Genomic DNA, 18,547 nt, shown 5'->3' on the forward strand with positions numbered 1-18,547 from the left:
CCACTGCTGCTTCCGTAGGAGCGGGCTTGCTGGCGATCGCATCACCGCGGTTTCACGACCCACCGCGGTGATGCGATCGCCAGCAAGCCGGCTCCTACAGGGTTTAAGCGCGGCAGGACTTGAACATTAAGAAGACTGGATGAAAACCCGCGACCGGATCCTCGAATGTGCCCTGCAGTTGTTCAATCAGAAGGGCGAACCGAACGTCTCCACCATGGAAGTTGCCAACGAAATGGGCATCAGCCCGGGCAACCTCTACTACCACTTTCACGGCAAGGAACCGCTGATTCTCGGGCTGTTCGAGCGCTTCCAGGCGGAGCTTGCGCCGCTGCTCGATCCGCCGTCCGATGTGGAATTGGCACCGGAAGATTACTGGCTGTTCCTGCACCTGATCGTCGAGCGCCTGTCGCACTATCGGTTTCTCTTTCAGGACCTGTCGAACCTCGCCGGGCGCCTGCCGAAACTGGCCAAAGGGATTCGCAACCTGCTCAATGCGCTGAAGCGCACACTGGCTTCATTGCTGGCGCGGTTGAAGGCTCAAGGGCACTTGGTCAGCGACACGCAGGCGTTGGGGCAGTTGGTGGAACAGATCACCATGACGCTGCTGTTTTCGCTGGATTACCAGCGGATTCTGGATCGCGAGGGCGAGGTGAGGCTGGTGGTGTATCAGATCATGATGCTGGTGGCGCCGCATCTGCTGCCGCCAATCAAGGTGGCGACGGAGCAACTGGCACTCCAATACCTCGAAGAACACGGATAACACCTGAATACCACGGTCCCCTGTGGGAGCTAGCCTTCTAGCGATAGCGATTTATCCGGCGACATTGTTGTTGACTGATGAACCGCTATCGCTAGCAGGCTAGCTCCTACAAGGGCCGTGGTGTTTGCAGGATCGTGCACAAACAAAAACGCCCGACCTTTGCAGGCCGGGCGTTTTTTTGAGCCCTGAAATCAGGACTGACTGGTTGGCGTCGATGGAGCTGGCGCGGCAGTCGGGGTTACAGCAGAGGTCGGCGCGGTAGCAGAGTTGGAGCTGCTCACTGTCGGCGCCGGGGTTGCCGGTTTGGCGGCAGCCACTGCTGGTTTTGGAGCAGCAGCTTTCGGCGCTGCCGGTTTTTTCACTGCTGGTTTTTTCGCGGCGGCAGGTTTTGCCGCAGGCTTGGCTGCTGCAGGTTTAGCAGCCGGTTTAGCGGCGGCTTTGGCGGCAACCGGTTTCGCTGCTGGCTTGGCTGCGGCAGGTTTTGCTGCGGCCGTTTTGGCAGCCGGCTTGGCCGCTGCTTTCGCGGCGGGTTTTGCAGCCGGTTTAGCGGCAGCTTTTGCCAGTGGCTTGGCAGCGGTTTTAGCCGCTGGTTTGGCTGCTGCGGTTTTCGCCGCAACAGGCGCAACCTTGGCACCGGTGAGTTTTTCGATTTGCTTGGTCAGGGTATCGACCTTGCTGTGCAGCGCTTTCACTTCGTTGCGGCTCGGGACACCCAGGCGCGAAATGGCGCTGTTCAGGCGCTTGTCGAAAGCCCCTTCCAGCTCATCCCACTTGCCCAGCGCACGATCTTTCACGCCAGTGATGCGCGATTTGGCAGAGGTAGCGGAGTCCTTGGCGGCATCGACTTTCTTGCCGACAGCGCTCTTGGTTAGCTTCTCGGCTTTCTCGCCGTCTTTGACCAATGTATCGAAGAGCTTGCTGCCGTCAGTGTCGATCTTCGAGTACACGCCTAAACCAGCAAGCCAGATTTTGCGGGAGTAGTCTTCGACTTTCCCGATCCACGAGCTGCCTTCTTTTTCGGTGTTCTTTTTACCAGCCATCCCGTTCTCCTTAAGATTTACGCGCGACGCGTTCGAGCAATGCCGTCAGCTCATCGAGCTTAGCAGAGAGTGCCTCAACGTCATGTTTAGACGGAATGCCAATACGATTCAAGGTACTTGCGACACGCGAGTCAAAAGCCTTCTCGACCTTGTCGAGTTGAACTTCGACCTTGCCTTTGAAAGTGCTTACTTCGCTCTTCGCTTCATCGATCTCGGCGTTAGCTGCTTCAAGTTTCTCGGCAACTACCTTTTTGCCTTTCTTTTCAACAGTTTGACCAGCCTTGATCAACTCTTGAAAGTAATCGCTGCCCTCTTGGCCGACCTTGGCGTAGGCACCCAGGCCTGCCAGCCAGATCTTGCGGGCATAGGATTTGACGTCGCTCAGAGCGGTTGTCGAAGCGTCGATTTTTTTCTTCAAAATAACTTTGGCCATGGTGCACCTCACGCGCAGAAGGTTTGAGGAACTGCCCGCGAAAGTGTCGGGCTCATGCACAAAGTAGGGAGAAAAATTAGAAACGGCACCCTAACAACTGACATAAAACCTCGGGCGCACCTTAAAACAAATGTGGGAGCCTGCCTGCTGGCGATAGCGGTTTATCCATCAACATCAATGTTGACTGATACACCGCCATCGCCAGCAGGCTGGCTCCCACAAGGGATGTAGTTCGACTCGGAAATCAGATCAGGGCTTTATCGAGGGCCTTTTCGATTTCCGATTTGATCATGCCGCTCATGGCCGACATCATCAGGCCCAATTCCACATCAACGCGAATCGAATCCTCAGCAACATGCACCGCGCCTTTCACTCCGGAACGCTTGAGGTTCAGGGTGTCGCCGGACCACTGCGGCTCCAGGCCATATTGATCGGACAGTTTCTGCGCCAACTGGTCGGCCTTCTCGCGGGCCGCTTCCTTGCCCAGGCCGTGGGCACGTTCAACACTAATACGGGCCATCGAATGACTCCTGCTTTATGAATACTTTCCTGAAGCATCTTGACCGCGCCTGCGGCAAAACGTCCCGGCGGTTCTACATCTTACCTTCAGCCTTGCCAAGACAAAGCAGGCCACCGGGATTAGAATGTCCCGCATTCTCTTCTGGTGACAGCGATATGACTGATCAGCGCAAAGGCAGCGATGCCGAACCCACCACGCACTTCGGTTTCAAAAACGTTCCGGAAAGCCAAAAAGCGGAAAAAGTCGCTGAGGTTTTCCACTCGGTAGCCGCCAAGTACGACTTGATGAACGACCTCCTGTCGGGCGGCATGCACCGTTTGTGGAAGCGTTTTGCGATCGAGCTGTCGGGCGTTCGCACCGGCAACCGCGTACTGGACATTGCCGGCGGCACCGGCGACCTGACCAAAAAATTCTCGCACCTCGTGGGCCCGACCGGCCAGGTGGTGTTGGCCGACATCAACGAATCCATGCTCAAGGTCGGTCGTGACCGCCTGCTGGACCTGGGTGTGGCCGGCAACGTCGAATTCGTTCAGGCCGACGCTGAAAAGCTGCCGTTCCCGGACAACCATTTCGACTGCGTGACCATCGCATTCGGCCTGCGCAACGTGACGCATAAAGAAGACGCCCTGCGCTCGATGCTGCGCGTACTCAAGCCGGGTGGCCGTTTGCTGGTGCTGGAATTCTCCAAGCCGACCAACGCGCTGATGTCCAAGGCCTACGACGCCTACTCGTTCGCCTTCATGCCGCTGATGGGCAAGCTGATCACCAACGACTCGGAAAGCTATCGCTACCTGGCCGAATCGATCCGCATGCACCCGAACCAGGAAACCCTGAAGTCGATGATGGTCGAGGCCGGTTTCGACCGCGTGACCTACCACAACATGACCGCAGGCATCGTGGCCCTGCACCGCGGCATCAAACCCTGATGTTGCTGGCCGGTCTGCTCGCCAGCATTGAACTCGGCCTGAACCGGGTGCTGCGTCTCGACAGCACGGCGCTGCCGCGGCTGGCGCATTTGAGCGGCCGGGTGATTGCCGTCGATTGCCGCAGCCCGGCACTGCAACTGTTCATCCTGCCCAGCGACGAAGGCTTGATGTTGGCGACCCACTGGGAAACCGGCGCCGACTGCACCTTGCGTGCACCGGCTTCCAGCCTGTTGAAACTGGCGATGAGCAAGGACAAGACCTCCGTTTTGCATGCCCCTGAAGTCGAACTCGATGGCGACAGCGGCGTGCTGCTTGAACTGGCCGCGATCCTCCAGGACCTGGAGCTGGACTGGGAATACGAACTTTCGCGCTGGCTGGGACCTGTGGCCACGCAACTGGTCGGCGGTCACCTGCGCAGTCGCGCACGCTGGTATCAGCAAGGATTTGCCAGCCTGGGTCAGAACCTGGGCGAATACCTGGCCGAAGAATCGCGCACCCTCGTCGGTCAGCGCGAAGCCGAAGCCCGATTCAGTGAACTGGACCAGATCAAACTCGATCTGGAACGTCTCGAGGCGCGTTTCGAGCGCCTTTCCCGATCCCTCGACCCAAGCGATAACGCATGAAGCTGCTTGCCGTCCGCCGTTTGTTGCGCATCCAGCGCGTTGTGATTCGCTACCGCCTCGATGACCTGCTGTTCGCCCTGCCGCTGCCGTGGTTTCTGCTGGCGCTGCGCTATGCCTTGCCGTGGCGCTGGTTCCCGCGCAAGCCGCTGGACCTGAGCCGTGGCGCGCGATTGCGCCTGGCGTTGCAGGACCTGGGGCCGATCTTCATCAAGTTCGGGCAGATCCTGTCCACCCGCCGCGACCTGCTGCCGGAAGACATCGCCGATGAGCTGATGAAGCTGCAGGACCGCGTGCCGCCGTTCGATTCGCAAGTGTCGGTCAAGCTGATCGAAGAACAGCTCGGCAAAAAGATCAGTGAAGTGTTCAGCCGTTTCGACGTCGAACCGCTGGCCTCGGCTTCGGTGGCGCAGGTGCACGCCGCGCAGTTGAAAACCGGTGAAGAAGTCGTCGTCAAAGTCATCCGCCCCGGCCTCAAACCGATCATCGCGCAAGACCTGGCATGGCTGTTCATCCTCGCCCGCGCAGCGGAAAAACTCTCCGCCGACGCGCGTTTGCTGCACCCGGTGGACGTGGTCAGCGACTACGAAAAAACCATCTACGACGAACTCGACCTGTTGCGCGAGGCGGCCAACGCCAGCCAGTTGAAGCGTAACTTCGACGGTTCGCCGCTGCTGTACGTGCCACAAGTCTATTGGGACTGGTGCCGGCCGAAAGTGCTGGTGATGGAGCGCATCTACGGCATTCAGGTCACCGACCTCGCGACCCTGGCCGACCAGCGCACCGACATGAAAATGCTCGCCGAGCGCGGCGTCGAGATCTTTTTCACCCAGGTGTTCCGCGACAGTTTCTTCCACGCCGACATGCACCCGGGCAACATTTTCGTCAGCACCGTCAACCCGTGGAGCCCGCAGTACATTGCGATCGACTGCGGCATCGTCGGCAGCCTGACCCCCGAAGACCAGGATTACCTGGCGCGCAACCTGTTCGCGTTCTTCAAACGCGATTACCGGCGTGTGGCGCAACTGCACATCGACTCGGGCTGGGTCCCGGCGGAAACCAAACTCAACGAATTCGAAGCGGCGATCCGTACCGTTTGCGAGCCCATCTTCGAAAAACCGTTAAAAGATATTTCCTTCGGTCAGGTGCTGATGCGCCTGTTCCAGACCGCCCGACGCTTCAACATGGAAGTGCAGCCACAACTCGTGCTGCTGCAAAAAACCCTGTTGAACATCGAAGGCCTGGGCCGTCAGCTGTACCCGGACCTCGATCTGTGGAACACCGCCCAGCCGTTCCTCGAACGCTGGATGCGCGAGCGCGTCAGCCCCAAAGCCTTGATCGGCAACGTGCAGAGCCAGTTCGAACAACTGCCGCACCTGGCCAACATGGCGCGTGACCTGCTCGAACGCATGTCGCAGCCCCACGCTTACGACCCGCCGCCACCGTGGCATCGACGCCGGGACGACTGGTTCCTGCGCCTGCTCGGCACCGCGCACCTGGCCGGCGGCGCAATACTGGCCATGGGCGGGCCGTTGAACGAACTGGCCTACTGGCCTGCGGGAATCATGATGGCGGTCGGTTTGTATCTGGTCGTTCGCCGATAGCCAGTTGTGTGATCCACTGGCACACTGTTTCAACGTTGGACTCTGCTCATGTAGTGCGGAGCCCGCTGTCGGAGTCGAAGATGAAAAACTGGCTGGACGAGATCAAGTGGGACGCCGACGGCCTGGTGCCGGCAATCGCCCAGGATCACAAGACCGGGCGCGTCCTGATGATGGCCTGGATGAACCGCGAAGCGCTCGAACTGACCGCTGCCGAAAACCGCGCCATTTACTGGTCACGTTCCCGTGGCAAGTTGTGGCGCAAGGGCGAAGAGTCCGGCCACGTGCAGACCCTGCATGAGATGCGCCTGGACTGTGACGCCGACGTGATCATCCTGATGGTCGAGCAGATCGGCGACATCGCCTGCCATACCGGTCGGCAGAGCTGCTTCTATCGCGTCTTCGAGAACGGCGACTGGAAAACCGTCGACCCGGTTCTCAAAGACCCGCACGCCATCTATTCCGCAGGACACACACATGAGTGACACTCTGACCCGACTGGCCGAGGTACTGGAAGCGCGCAAAGGCGCCGCCGCCGACAGCTCGTACGTCGCCAGCCTGTACCACAAGGGCTTGAACAAGATTCTGGAAAAGGTCGGCGAAGAGTCGGTCGAAACCATCATTGCCGCCAAGGATGCCGCCATCAGCGGCGACTGCAGCGATGTGATCTACGAGACCGCCGATTTGTGGTTCCACAGCATGGTCATGCTCGCCCAACTGGGGCAGCATCCACAGGCTGTACTCGATGAACTGGACCGTCGTTTCGGTCTGTCCGGACACGCAGAGAAAGCCTCGCGCCCGTCTGCCTGAACAACTATTAGAGAGGAGCAGCAACATGGGCATTTTTGACTGGAAACACTGGATCGTCATCCTGGTTGTTGTCGTGCTGGTGTTCGGCACCAAGAAACTGAAAAACCTCGGCACTGACGTCGGCGAATCGATCAAAGGCTTCAAGAAAGCCATGAACGACGACGAAAAACCGGCCGATCCGGCAGCGGCCCAACCGGTTCCGCCTGTTCAGCCACAGACCACCCAGTCCGTGAACCAGCCGCACACCATCGACGTGCAGGCGCAAAAAGTCGAAGAGCCGATCCGCAAAGACGTGTGAGCACTGACTAATGTTTGGTATCAGCTTCTCTGAACTGCTGCTCGTCGGCCTCGTGGCCCTGCTGGTGCTGGGCCCCGAGCGTCTGCCGGGTGCTGCGCGCACCGCCGGCCTGTGGGTCGGTCGCCTGAAGCGCAGCTTCAATGCGATCAAACAGGAAGTTGAGCGTGAAATCGGTGCCGACGAGATTCGTCGGCAACTGCACAACGAGCACATTCTGTCGCTGGAACAGGAGGCGCGGAAGATTTTCACGCCGACCCAGCAGGAAGCCACACCGGTTCAGCCGGTGGCAGAGCAGACGATCCATGCATCGACGACAGAATCCGCGCCTGCTGCTACGCCGACGGAAACCGTGAAAGCGGTGGAAGCGGTTGAAGCGGTTGAAGCGGCGCCGGTCGTGGCGCACGTAGAACCCGTTGCTCCTGCCGCCGCGCCGACAACGCCGGCTCCTCACGACACCACTTTGCCGCCGCGAGCCTCATGAGCGATCTCCCAGAAAACGACCAGCACATGCCGCTGGTTTCGCACCTCACCGAGTTGCGTACCCGTCTGCTGCGCTGCGTAGCGGCGATCTTCATCATCTTCGCCGGGTTGTTTGCGTTCACCCAGCAGATCTACACCTTCGTCTCCACGCCGCTGCGCCAGTATCTGCCAGTGGGCGCGACGATGATCGCCACCGACGTGTCGTCGCCGTTCCTGACGCCACTGAAGCTGACCATGATGGTGTCGCTGTTCCTGGCGATCCCGGTGATCCTGCATCAGATCTGGGGTTTCATTGCGCCGGGCCTGTACAAGCATGAAAAACGCATCGCGGTGCCGTTGCTGGTATCGAGCATCATGCTGTTCTATGCCGGCATGGCGTTCGCCTATTACCTGGTATTCCCGCTGATCTTCAAATTCTTCGCCGCCGCCACCCCGGCCGGCGTGGAAATGATGACCGACATCAGCAGCTACCTCGATTTTGTCATGACGCTGTTCTTCGCCTTCGGCGTAGCGTTCGAGATTCCGGTGGCCGTGGTGCTGCTGGTGTGGATCGGCGTGGTCGACGTCAAATACCTGAAGAAAATCCGCCCGTACGTGATCATCGGCTGCTTCGTGGTCGGCATGATCCTGACGCCACCGGACATCTTCTCGCAGACGCTGCTGGCCGTACCGATGTGGCTGCTGTTTGAAATCGGCATCCTGTTCGGCGGCCTGATCAGCAAGCGCGGCGACCATCCGGACGACCAACCGGTTGACGATCACAACGACCAGCCGCCAGCGACCCAAGCGTGAACCTGCTGCTCCTTGAAGAGGCCGATTTCATTGCGGCCGACCGGGCGATCCTGCGTGATCGCCGGTTGACGCACATGCAGGAAGTCCACCGCTGTGAAGTGGGTGACAGCATGCGCGTCGGGCGTATCGGCGGCCTGATGGGCTCGGCCGAAGTGTTGCGCCTGGACGCCGATGAAGCCGAACTGCGCGTCACCCTCGACCAGCCGCCACCGGCCAAGCTGCCGCTGACCCTGGTGCTGGCCCTGCCACGCCCCAAAATGCTGCGTCGGGTGTTTCAGACCGTGGCGGCCATGGGTGTGCCACGGATCGTGCTGGTGAACAGCTATCGCGTCGAGAAGAGCTTCTGGCAGACCCCGTTCCTGGAACCGGAAGCGATTCGCGAGCAACTGATCCTCGGCCTCGAACAGGCTCGGGACAGCGTGTTGCCTGAAATTGTCATCGAGAAGCGTTTCAAGCCGTTTGTCGAAGACCGACTGCCAGCGATTGCCGAAGGCACCCTCGGCCTGGTCGGCCATCCGGGCAATTACCCGCCCTGCCCCCGCGGCCTCGACGAGACGGTTACGCTGGCCATCGGCCCGGAAGGCGGCTGGATCCCCTACGAAATCGACCTGCTGGCCAAGTCCGGCCTGCAACCGGTGCAGCTCGGCGAGCGTATCCTGCGCGTCGAAACCGCCGTCACCGCGCTGCTCGCCCGCCTCTTCTAGCCATTACGCGCCTACAGAATCCTGCCCGCCTGCCGATACAGCTCCCATAAAACCAACTTGTGGTCCGTGGGAGTTGCAGCATGTACCGATGGCTAGCCGAGAAACTGGGGAACGTCAGCGTCAATCGCAAACTGGGTGTCGGCTTCGGTCTGGTGCTGCTGCTGACATTGTTGATCACCGTCACGGGCTGGACCGGCCTGAGTGACGTGGTGAATCGCGGCGACAAGCTCGGGTTCATTGCCAGCCTCAATGAACTGACCAAAGACCTGCGCCTGGCCCGCCTGGACTACGAAATGCGCCGTGGCGAACAAGGCCCGGGCGCCGTCAACGACCTGCTCGGCCAACTCGACACCGGGTTGAAAACCGCCCGCACACTAATCGAGCAACCTGCCGACGCAGCCATGGTCGATCAGCAACTGGCCGCCGTCAGCGAGTACAAACAAGCCTTCGCCGCCATGACCCAGGCCGGCGCCAACCGCGAAGATGCTCGCAGCAAACTCGGCGCCACGGCCGATAACGCCGTGTTACGCGTGGGTGAAGTCGAGAAATCCATGCTGCAAGGCGACAGCGTCGCTGATTTCAACAGCGTTATCGACCTGAGCAAACTGATCCAGCAAGCTCGCTTCCAGGTGCGCGGCTATACCTACAGCGGCAAGACCGAAGCCGAACAACCGGCGCTGGACGCCATCGACAACGCACTGAAAAACCTCGAAAGCCTGCCGTCCAGATTGCCGGAACAGCACATCGCCAACCTGCAACAGGCCAGCGATTCACTCAAAGCCTACCGCGCCGCCGTCAGCCAGTTCCGTGACTCTCAGGTTGCCAGCGCCGCCGCGCTGAAACGCATGGCCGCTCAGGGCAACATCCTGTTAGACGTCAGCAAAAAGCTCACCGCCTCGCAAACCGTCATCCGTGACACTGACGCCGCGCACGCCAAGAACATGCTGTTGCTGGCCACCGCCCTGGCGCTGGTCTTCGGCCTGTTCGCGGCATGGGCCATCACCCGGCAGATCGTCGTTCCGCTGGGCCAGACGCTGAAAGTGGCCGAGCGCATTGCCGCCGGCGACCTGACCCAGAACCTCGTTTCCGAGCGTCAGGACGAACTCGGTCAGCTCCAGCGGGCAATCCAAAGCATGACCCTGGGCCTGCGCGAATTGATCGGCGGCATCAGCGATGGCGTCACGCAAATCGCCAGCGCCGCTGAAGAACTGTCCGCAGTCACCGAGCAGACCAGCGCCGGCGTAAACAGCCAGAAGGTCGAGACCGACCAGGTGGCGACCGCGATGAACGAAATGACCGCCACTGTGCAGGAAGTCGCCCGCAACGCTGAAGAAGCGTCCGAAGCCGCGCTCGCCGCCGATCAGCAGGCCCGCGAAGGCGACAAGGTGGTCGGCGAAGCGATCGCTCAAATCGAACGCCTGGCCAAGGAAGTCGGCAACTCCACCGACGCCATGGGGCATCTCAAACGCGAAAGCGACAAGATCGGCAGTGTGCTCGACGTGATCAAATCCGTGGCTCAGCAAACCAACCTGCTGGCGCTCAACGCGGCCATTGAAGCTGCTCGCGCCGGTGAAGCCGGACGTGGTTTTGCGGTGGTTGCCGACGAAGTCCGCAGCCTGGCGCAGCGCACCCAGAAGTCCACCGAAGAAATCGAAGAGCTGATCGTCGGCCTGCAGAGCGGCACCCAGCAAGTCGCGACCATCATGGACAACAGCCGCACCCTGACCGACAGCAGCGTCGAACTGACCCGCCGCGCCGGTGGCTCGCTGGAAAGCATCACTCGCACCGTGTCGGCGATTCAGTCGATGAACCAGCAGATTGCCGCCGCTGCCGAACAGCAAAGCGCGGTGGCGGAAGAGATCAATCGCAGCGTGCTGAACGTGCGCGATGTGTCCGAGCAGACCTCGGCAGCCAGTGAAGAGACCGCGGCGTCCAGCGTTGAGCTGGCGCGGCTGGGGACGCATTTGCAGATGCTGGTGGGGCGGTTCAAGGTTTGAGGTGATTCATTTGCCTCGGTTCACTATGGACCGAGGTGATGCAATCGCCAGCAGGCTGGCTCCCACAGGGTTTGGTGTGAACACCACAAATCCACTGTGGGAGCTAGCTTGCTGGCGATTAGCGGCCCCAAGGCCGCTGCTTTCAAAGGACCTGACGAAGGAAGGCCTGCGCCCGCGGATCCTTCGGCGCATCGAAGAACTCGGCTGGCGAGGCGTCTTCCAGCAATTTGCCGTGATCGAAAAACAGCACCCGATCCGCCACTTCCCGCGCAAAGCCCATTTCGTGGGTCACGCAGACCATGGTCATGCCTTCCACGGCCAGGGTTTTCATCACATCCAGCACTTCGCCAACCATTTCCGGATCGAGCGCCGAGGTCGGCTCATCGAACAACATGACCTTCGGCTCCATGGCCAGCGCCCGTGCAATCGCCACGCGCTGTTGCTGACCGCCGGACAGGCGTGACGGAAACTCGTTGGCCTTCTGCGCAATGCCAACCTTTTCCAGCAATGCCAAGGCCTTGGCTTCACGCTCCTTCTTGCCGCGCTTGCGCACGACTTTCTGGGCGAGGCAGAGGTTTTCCAGCACGGTCATATGCGGGAACAAGTTGAAATGCTGGAACACCATGCCGACTTCGCGGCGGTAGGCATTCACGTCGGTTTTCGGATCGGCCAGTTGCAGGCCGTCGATACTCACCGAGCCCGAGTCGAATTCTTCCAGGCCGTTGAGGCAGCGCAGAAAGGTCGATTTGCCGGAGCCGGACGGACCGATCACCACCAATACTTCGCCCTTCGCCACTTGGGTGGAGACGTTATCCACCGCGCGCACCACGTGGCCACGGGTGTCGAAGACTTTTACCAGATCGCGGACTTCAATCACTTTGCGCGAGCCTCCGCTCAAGCCGGCTGGCGATTTTCGACAGCGGCAGATTGATCAACAAATACAGGCCAGCCACGCAGAACAGGATTTCGAATGGCGAAAACGAGGTGGTGATCACTTCGCGACCGCTTTTCAACAGCTCGGTAATCGCAATCACCGACACCAGCGAGGTGTCCTTGACCAGGCTGATGAACTGCCCGGCGAGCGGCGGCAGCACGCGTTTGAACGCTTGCGGCAGCACCACGTGGCGCATCGACTGACCCGCGCTCAAGCCCAGGGAACGCGCAGCTTCGTTCTGGCCACGGGCGATGGATTGCACGCCGGAGCGGATGATTTCCGCCACGTAGGCGCCGGTGAACAGCGACAGTGCGGCGATCCCGGCGAACTCCCGGGACAGGTTCATCACGGTGCCGATGAAGAAGTAGAAGATGAAAATCTGCACCAGCAGCGGCGTACCGCGCACCAGTTCGACGTAAATCGTCGAGAGGTCGCGCAGGGTCGGATTATTCGAGAGACGGCACAAGCCCGTGGCGAGGCCGATCAGCAAACCGAGCACGCCAGACACCACGGACAACCACAAGGTGGTCCAGAGCCCCCACATCAGCGGTCCGGCGGCCCAATGGCGAGTCACGCCGATCACGTCGCCTTCGGCCACATCATCGCCTTGGGCGACTTGCAGGCTGTTGTCGTCGACGGTCACGCGTTGCTCGTCACCCGCGTCGTTGCGCAACGTGACTTCAGCCTTGTCGCCTTTGCGCACCAGTTCGCTGACGGTGGAGATGTCGGCGGCGCGCTGGGATTCTTCGGCGTGGTAGGCGAAATACTGCGGGACGCGGTTCCAGCGCCATTCGTAGGACATCAGCGAGGTGGCGTAATACAACGCGCCGGCCAGGCCGATCAGCACCAGCACGGTCAACACGTGCCAGGGCCATTGGGCTTTTTTCTGTTTCATTGCAGGTTCCGGATTCTGTGTTGCCTTGGAGGCCGTCATCGCCAGCAGGCTGGCTCCCACAGGGGAATGCATTTCATTGTGGGAGCCAGCCTGCTGGCGATTGGGCGCGACGCGGTCTATCTGACCGGGCCTTATTCCATATCCTTCAACCAAGCGGTGTCTTTGAACCACTTGTCATGGATGCGATCGTAGGTGCCGTCTTCGTGGATCTGGTGCAGGAAGTTGTTGATGAAGTTGATGCTGTCGTAGTCACCCTTCTTCAGACCAAAGGCCAGCGGCTCGTAGGTGAACGGCTTGTCGAGGAACACCAGTTTGCCGTTGCCGACCTTGTTCACCGCCACGACGTTGTAAGGCGCGTCGTAGATGAAGGCGTCGGCCTTGCCGTTGACCACGTCGAGCACCGCTTCCTGCTCGTTGTCGTAGCCGTGGTACTTGGCTTTGGAGATCAGCTTCTTGGCGACCATCTCGCCGGTGGTGCCGAGCTTGGAGGTAATGCGGTAGTCAGCAGTGTTCAGGTCTTTGTAGGACTTGATGGTGCCTTCCAGCTCTTTGCGAATCAGCAGCGTCTGGCCGACCACGATGAACGGTTCGCTGAAGTTCAGGCGCAGGTTGCGTTCCTGGGTCAGGGTCATGCCGCTGCCGATCATGTCGAACTTGTCAGTGAGCAGGGCCGGGATAATGCCGTCGTAGCCGGTGGACACCAGCTCCAGCTTGACGCCCATGGCCTTGGTCATGGCTTTGAGGATGTCGACTTCGAAGCCGATGATCTCGCCGCGCTTGTTGGTCATTTCGAACGGCATGTAGGTCGGGTCCATGCCGACTTTCAGCGTGCCGCGCTTGACCGCGTCATCGATGGCACCGGCCTGCGCCGCGCTGACTGCAACCAATGCCGTGACGCCGACCAGCAGCATCGAGAGATACTTCTTCATCTTCATGTCCCCAAAACCAGTGCGTTATGAGGCGCGCAAACGGCGGCTCCCCTCAGGAAACGCATCGATACGGACAAAAATTATCCGGGCGCACCAATTCGGGGACGGATGCTAACGCACTCGCTCGTTTGCACAAGTGTTTGGGAACGATGAGGCAAAAAAAACCCCGCTTTCGCGGGGTTCTCTTTGTTATGCCAACTGCGGTTGCGCACTCAGCGGCTTGAGCGGCAGCAATGGCGCATGGGGATCGGATTTCACCGATTTGCGCCAGGCTTCCAGCCACTCGGGATGACCTTCGCTCCAGACCTGCTCATGCAAACGAGCCAGTGCCACCGGATCGCTCAGCAGTTGCACACGCTCATTGTTGGTCAGACCGTCAGGCCCGGCTTTCAACGCATGGCGAACCCGCTCGATCCGCAGCCACTCGATTGGCTCGGCCTGACCGTGGCGCGATGTCGCCAGCGAGCACGCCAGGGCATTCTGCTGTGGATCGACCACCGACCGGATGAAGCCGTCTTTCAGCGCATGCCAACGGTTTTCATGGGTGTACTGGTCAGTTGCCAGCAACGCCTGTGGCGGATTGTATTCCTCAGGAATCAGGAACAGGCTCTCGTCACGGGACTTCAGGCCCAGGCCAACACGGCTGGAGATCACGGAAACCGGGATCGACAGCATCAACGAACCGACAATCGGCACCAGCCACCAGAGGAAGCTCGGGTTCAGCCAGATCACCAACAGGGCCCAGAAGAAGCCCAGCAGGGTTTGCGGACCGTGGCGCTTGACCGCTTCGCTCCATGGCGTGGAGTCGTCGTCACGTTGCGGCGAGTTCCAGGTCGCGGCCCAGCCGAGGAACGCGGCGAGTACGAAACGGGTGTGGAAAATCATCCGCACCGGCGCCAGCAACATGGAGAACAACATCTCCAGCAGCATCGACAGGGTCACCTTGAACTTGCCACCGAACTCTTTCGCGCCCTTGGCCCAGATCAGGATGATGCTCAACAGCTTCGGCAGGAACAGCAGCACGATAGTGGTCGAGAACAGCGCGATGGCCTTGTCCGGGTGCCATTGTGGCCACAGCGGGTAGAGCTGACGCGGTTCAAGGAAGTACTGCGGCTCCATCAGCGTGTTGACCGCCAGCAGCGCCGTCGACAGCACGAGGAAGAAGAACCACAACGGCGCCGACAGGTAAGACATCACGCCGGTGAGGAACACCGCACGGTGAACCGGGTGCATGCCCTTGACCAGGAACAGGCGGAAGTTCATCAGGTTACCGTGGCACCAGCGACGGTCACGCTTGAGTTCGTCCAGCAGGTTCGGCGGCAACTCTTCGTAGCTGCCCGGCAAGTCGTAGGCAATCCACACGCCCCAACCGGCACGGCGCATCAGCGCGGCTTCAACGAAGTCGTGGGACAGAATCGCGCCGGCGAACGCGCCTTTACCGGGCAACGGCGCCAGGGCGCAGTGCTCGATGAACGGCTTCATGCGGATAATCGCGTTGTGGCCCCAGTAGTGCGATTCGCCCAACTGCCAGAAGTGCAGACCGGCGGTGAACAGCGGACCGTACACGCGAGTCGCAAACTGCTGCATGCGTGCATAAAGAGTGTCCATGCCCGACGCACGCGGCGCGGTCTGGATGATCCCGGCGTCCGGCGTGGCTTCCATCAGGCGCACCAGACTGGTCAGGCATTCGCCGCTCATCACGGAGTCAGCGTCGAGCACGACCATGTACTTGTAGTCACCGCCCCAGCGACGGCAGAAGTCGTCGAGGTTGCCGCTTTTGCGTTTCACGCGACGGCGACGGCGACGATAGAAGATCTTGCCGAAACCCTTGGCTTCGCGGCAGACGTCCAGCCAGGCCTGCTGTTCGGCGACGCAGATGTCGGCATCGTTACTGTCGCTGAGGACGAAGAAGTCGAAGCGGTCCAAGTCACCCGTGGCAGCGACCGACTCGAAGGTAGCGCGCAGACCGGCAAACACCCGTGGCACGTCTTCGTTGCAGATCGGCATCACCAGTGCGGTGCGCGCGTCTTTGGGGATCGGCTCGTTGCCGGCACTTTTACCGGAAATGCGGTATTTATCGTGACCGGTGAGCAACTCGAGGAAACCCATCAGCGCGGTCCAGAAACCGGCCGAGACCCAGCAGAACAGAATCCCGAACATGATCAGGATGCTGGTCTGCAGCGCATACGGCAGCACTTGTGTGACCGTTTGCAGGAGCGGCTGATGCAGGACTTCGTTGAGGTCGACGAACGACCAGCCCTGGTACGGCATGATGCCTTTCATGTACCAGCCGGCAACGATGGTTTGACCGAGCATCAGTACCAGCAAGATGTAACGGCGGATCGAACCCACGGTGCGCCAGCGGGCCGCCGGCAGCACGTTCTCGTCTTTCGGCGGAGCCGGCGGGTTGGTGCGACCGGTCAGACGCCGCCAGCCACGCACCAGAATGTTGGTGCGCCACGGCTCCGGCACGACTTTGGTCCGGCGGATCGGCGGGGTTGCCTTGAGGCAAACACGACCGCTGGCGTCGAGCACCAGCATTTCCGCTTCTTCCAGCTCTTCAGCGGTGCTCAGGGTCAAGCGACGGCCGACCGAGGCTTGAGCCGCCTCGACCGGTGCATCGAACGTCGAGGACGACAGACGCTCGTGAAGTTCGCTGAACGACTTGCAGCCCGCGAGTTCCGCGCGCTGCTCGTCGGTCATCGGCAGATGCGCCAGATACTCGGCAAGAGTTTCTGGCTGAACTTGAGAATTACTCATCGGCAGGCAACTGATAGCTCCAGGTCTCGGTCAGGACTTCTTCAGTCGGTGCCGATTCCGGTGTGGCTGGGGCCGCGTCGGCAGCGACAGGCTGCTTGGCGTCTTTGTTGTTCGCCTTGTCCTTGGCATCTGCAACTGGCTTGGCTTCGGCCTGCTTGGCCTCGGCGGCCTTCGCGTCCTTGTCCGCTTTCTCCGCTTGCTTGGCAGCGACCTTGTCGGCCTTGGCAACGGAAGAGGTGGACGATGGGATCGAAGTCTTGGCCAGATCGGCAGGCACGATGCTCTGCACCAGTGCGGCACGCATCTCGGTGGACTTGCCCGGATCCTTGATCTTCATGCGCAGGGTCAGGCGCCAGCCCTTGGTTTCAGGGTTGTAGCGCACGCTGTTCTCGACCAGCTCGGCATTATCACCCACGCTGACCTGGCTGCGAACGTCTGTATCGGCCGGCAACGCTGCCAGGGACGGGCCTTCGAAATCCACCAGATAGGCAACGCTGCCGTCCGGCTGACGAATCAGGTTGGACTGTTTGACGTCGCCGGTGGAGCGCAAGGTCTGTTTGACCCAGGCGCTGTCCGGTGCGTGAATCGCCGCTTCGTCCATGGTCCAGTGCAGGCGGTAGCCGAATTCCAGCGGCTGACCAGGCTCAGGCAGTTTTTCCGGGCTCCAGAAGGCAACGATGTTGTCGTTGGTTTCATCGGCAGTCGGAATCTCGACCAGGTCGACAGAACCCTTGCCCCAATCGCCTTTAGGCTCGATCCAGGCACTTGGGCGCTTGTCGTAGCGGTCGTCGAGGTCTTCGTAGTGGCTGAAGTCACGGCCACGTTGCAGCAAGCCAAAACCGCGCGGGTTCTCGATCGAGAAGTTGCTCACCGCCAGGTGTTTCGGGTTGTTCAGCGGACGCCAGATCCACTCGCCGTTGCCGGCATGGATCGACAGACCGCTGGAATCGTGCAGTTCGCGGCGGTAGTTCAGCACTTTCGACGGCTGGTTGGCGCCGAACAGGAACATGCTGGTCAGCGGCGCAACGCCAAGCTTGGTGACCTTGTCACGCAGGAACATCTGCGCCTTGACGTCGACAATGGTGTCGCTGCCCGGACGCAGGGTCAGGCGATAGGCACCGGTGGCGCGTGGCGAATCCAGCAGCGCGAAGATCACCAGGTGCTTGTCGCCCGGCTTCGGCTGTTGAATCCAGAACTCACGGAAACGCGGGAATTCTTCGCCGGACGGCAACGCGGTATCGATTGCCATGCCGCGAGCGGACAAGCCATAGGTGTGACCCTTGCCGACAACGCGGAAGTAACTCGCGCCGAGCATGGTCATGATTTCGTCTTGCTTGTCGGCCTTGTTGATCGGGTACAGCACACGGAAACCGGCATAACCCAGTTGTTCGGTGGCTTTAGGATCGAATTTCAGGTCGCCGAAATCGAAACGAGACGGGTCGTATTTGATCTCTTCGACGGTGTTGGCCGTGATTTCGTTGATTTTCACCGGCGTATCGAAATGCATACCCTGGTGATAGAACGAAAGCTTGAACGGGGTTTTCTGATCGGCCCATTCGGCTTTTTCGGTCAGGAAACGAATTTTTTGATAGTCCGCGAATTTCATCTCACGGAATTCGTTCGGCAGGTTACTGCGCGGGGCTTCGAATTTCTGCCCGGCCAGCTCTTTTGCCTTGACCGATACATCATCCAGATTGAATGCCCAAAGCTGGCCGGCGCTGAACAGGCAGAGCAGTGCAGAGCCCGCTACCAGTGCGCTTCGTAGCCGTTTGGCTGACAATCTTGGTGCATTACAGGGACTAACAATCACGAGCAACCCTCGCCGAAAACAGATCAAAAAACCAACGGCCAGTTAAAGGGCCTGTGAGGTAAACGGGATGAAAAACCCGTCCCTACAAACCACTCTTGCCAAGTTGGCGAGCATTGTTCCGACTCCTATGGGGCTAAATGATTCCCCAACAGGTCCAGGACAAGTCTCTACCTAAGTCAAAACGGACCAACGAACGCTGATCCCCGTAGCGCGCGATTATCTAGCAGGCCGCGTTACA

19 protein-coding genes and 1 pseudogene are annotated in these 18,547 nt (G+C 60.2%); 12 read left to right on the forward strand and 8 right to left on the reverse strand.

From position 1 onward, the window contains the following. Positions 1 to 139: 139 nt before the first annotated feature. Positions 140 to 760, forward strand: coding sequence for a TetR/AcrR family transcriptional regulator (locus IB254_RS09885; protein WP_008041885.1), 621 nt, complete (start codon positions 140 to 142; stop codon positions 758 to 760). A gap of 191 nt (positions 761 to 951) precedes the next feature. Here the strand turns inward: IB254_RS09885 and IB254_RS09890 are convergent, their stop codons facing one another. From IB254_RS09890 to IB254_RS09900, 3 genes are all read right to left on the reverse strand, one after another. Beyond that, positions 952 to 1,800, reverse strand: a complete 849-nt coding sequence (locus IB254_RS09890; RefSeq protein WP_192417167.1) for a phasin family protein — start codon at positions 1,798 to 1,800, stop codon at positions 952 to 954. 10 nt (positions 1,801 to 1,810) lie between these two features. After that, positions 1,811 to 2,233, reverse strand: a complete 423-nt coding sequence (locus IB254_RS09895; RefSeq protein ID WP_008025226.1) for a phasin family protein — start codon at positions 2,231 to 2,233, stop codon at positions 1,811 to 1,813. A gap of 244 nt (positions 2,234 to 2,477) precedes the next feature. Continuing rightward, entirely contained in the window at positions 2,478 to 2,753 is a 276-nt protein-coding gene (locus tag IB254_RS09900) for a polyhydroxyalkanoic acid system family protein (protein ID WP_192417168.1), read from the reverse strand. Between the two features lie 155 nt (positions 2,754 to 2,908). Here IB254_RS09900 and ubiE point away from each other — a divergent pair, with 155 nt between their 5' ends. The 11 genes and pseudogenes from ubiE to IB254_RS29830 all read left to right on the forward strand — a co-directional run bounded on the left by ubiE (position 2,909) and on the right by IB254_RS29830 (position 10,981). Continuing rightward, the gene (gene ubiE / locus IB254_RS09905) at positions 2,909 to 3,679 is read left to right on the forward strand and encodes a bifunctional demethylmenaquinone methyltransferase/2-methoxy-6-polyprenyl-1,4-benzoquinol methylase UbiE (protein WP_007948968.1); all 771 of its coding nucleotides are present in this window, start codon (positions 2,909 to 2,911) and stop codon (positions 3,677 to 3,679) included. Continuing rightward, a complete protein-coding gene (locus IB254_RS09910; protein ID WP_008025228.1) occupies positions 3,679 to 4,302 on the forward strand; it encodes an SCP2 domain-containing protein in 624 nt (207 codons plus the stop codon). Before ubiE ends, IB254_RS09910 begins: the two co-directional genes overlap by 1 nt. Further along, positions 4,299 to 5,903 carry a ubiquinone biosynthesis regulatory protein kinase UbiB gene (ubiB, locus tag IB254_RS09915; protein WP_192417169.1) on the forward strand — a complete coding sequence of 535 codons (1,605 nt, stop codon included), beginning with the start codon at positions 4,299 to 4,301 and terminating at the stop codon, positions 5,901 to 5,903. Before IB254_RS09910 ends, ubiB begins: the two co-directional genes overlap by 4 nt. Before the next feature lie 80 nt (positions 5,904 to 5,983). Beyond that, positions 5,984 to 6,385, forward strand: coding sequence for a phosphoribosyl-AMP cyclohydrolase (gene hisI, locus IB254_RS09920; RefSeq protein ID WP_007899278.1), 402 nt, complete (start codon positions 5,984 to 5,986; stop codon positions 6,383 to 6,385). Beyond that, complete coding sequence (locus tag IB254_RS09925) at positions 6,378 to 6,710, forward strand: phosphoribosyl-ATP diphosphatase (protein ID WP_008025232.1); 333 nt, start codon at positions 6,378 to 6,380, stop codon at positions 6,708 to 6,710. The genes hisI and IB254_RS09925 overlap by 8 nt, the downstream gene beginning before the upstream one ends. 25 nt (positions 6,711 to 6,735) lie before the next feature. Further along, positions 6,736 to 7,008, forward strand: coding sequence for a twin-arginine translocase TatA/TatE family subunit (locus IB254_RS09930; RefSeq protein ID WP_008025233.1), 273 nt, complete (start codon positions 6,736 to 6,738; stop codon positions 7,006 to 7,008). Between the two features lie 10 nt (positions 7,009 to 7,018). Then, positions 7,019 to 7,489 carry a Sec-independent protein translocase protein TatB gene (gene tatB / locus IB254_RS09935; protein WP_192417170.1) on the forward strand — a complete coding sequence of 157 codons (471 nt, stop codon included), beginning with the start codon at positions 7,019 to 7,021 and terminating at the stop codon, positions 7,487 to 7,489. Beyond that, complete coding sequence (gene tatC, locus IB254_RS09940) at positions 7,486 to 8,280, forward strand: twin-arginine translocase subunit TatC (protein ID WP_008025235.1); 795 nt, start codon at positions 7,486 to 7,488, stop codon at positions 8,278 to 8,280. Before tatB ends, tatC begins: the two co-directional genes overlap by 4 nt. Then, entirely contained in the window at positions 8,277 to 8,984 is a 708-nt protein-coding gene (locus IB254_RS09945) for a 16S rRNA (uracil(1498)-N(3))-methyltransferase (RefSeq protein ID WP_192417171.1), read from the forward strand. The genes tatC and IB254_RS09945 overlap by 4 nt, the downstream gene beginning before the upstream one ends. An 80-nt stretch (positions 8,985 to 9,064) precedes the next feature. Beyond that, positions 9,065 to 10,123, forward strand: a pseudogene (locus IB254_RS29825) (methyl-accepting chemotaxis protein); the annotation flags it as partial. Positions 10,124 to 10,267: 144 nt separating this feature from the next. Next, positions 10,268 to 10,981, forward strand: a complete 714-nt coding sequence (locus IB254_RS29830; protein ID WP_411736712.1) for a methyl-accepting chemotaxis protein — start codon at positions 10,268 to 10,270, stop codon at positions 10,979 to 10,981. A gap of 142 nt (positions 10,982 to 11,123) precedes the next feature. Here the strand turns inward: IB254_RS29830 and IB254_RS09955 are convergent, their stop codons facing one another. From IB254_RS09955 to IB254_RS09975, 5 genes are all read right to left on the reverse strand, one after another. Beyond that, a complete protein-coding gene (locus IB254_RS09955) occupies positions 11,124 to 11,858 on the reverse strand; it encodes an amino acid ABC transporter ATP-binding protein (RefSeq protein ID WP_008025241.1) in 735 nt (244 codons plus the stop codon). After that, positions 11,851 to 12,810: an amino acid ABC transporter permease gene (locus tag IB254_RS09960; protein WP_008025242.1), complete on the reverse strand. Its 960-nt coding sequence runs from the start codon at positions 12,808 to 12,810 to the stop codon at positions 11,851 to 11,853. Before IB254_RS09960 ends, IB254_RS09955 begins: the two co-directional genes overlap by 8 nt. A 131-nt stretch (positions 12,811 to 12,941) precedes the next feature. After that, positions 12,942 to 13,739, reverse strand: coding sequence for a transporter substrate-binding domain-containing protein (locus IB254_RS09965; protein ID WP_008025244.1), 798 nt, complete (start codon positions 13,737 to 13,739; stop codon positions 12,942 to 12,944). 189 nt (positions 13,740 to 13,928) lie between these two features. After that, complete coding sequence (gene mdoH / locus IB254_RS09970) at positions 13,929 to 16,499, reverse strand: glucans biosynthesis glucosyltransferase MdoH (protein ID WP_192417173.1); 2,571 nt, start codon at positions 16,497 to 16,499, stop codon at positions 13,929 to 13,931. Next, positions 16,492 to 18,309 (reverse strand): glucan biosynthesis protein G, encoded by a 1,818-nt coding sequence (locus IB254_RS09975; protein WP_192417174.1) that lies wholly within the window; start codon positions 18,307 to 18,309, stop codon positions 16,492 to 16,494. Before IB254_RS09975 ends, mdoH begins: the two co-directional genes overlap by 8 nt. Between the last annotated feature and the right edge of the window lie 238 nt (positions 18,310 to 18,547).

The sequence above is a fragment of the Pseudomonas sp. PDM03 genome (assembly GCF_014852385.1).
GTDB classification, from domain to species: Bacteria; Pseudomonadota; Gammaproteobacteria; order Pseudomonadales; family Pseudomonadaceae; genus Aquipseudomonas; species Aquipseudomonas migulae.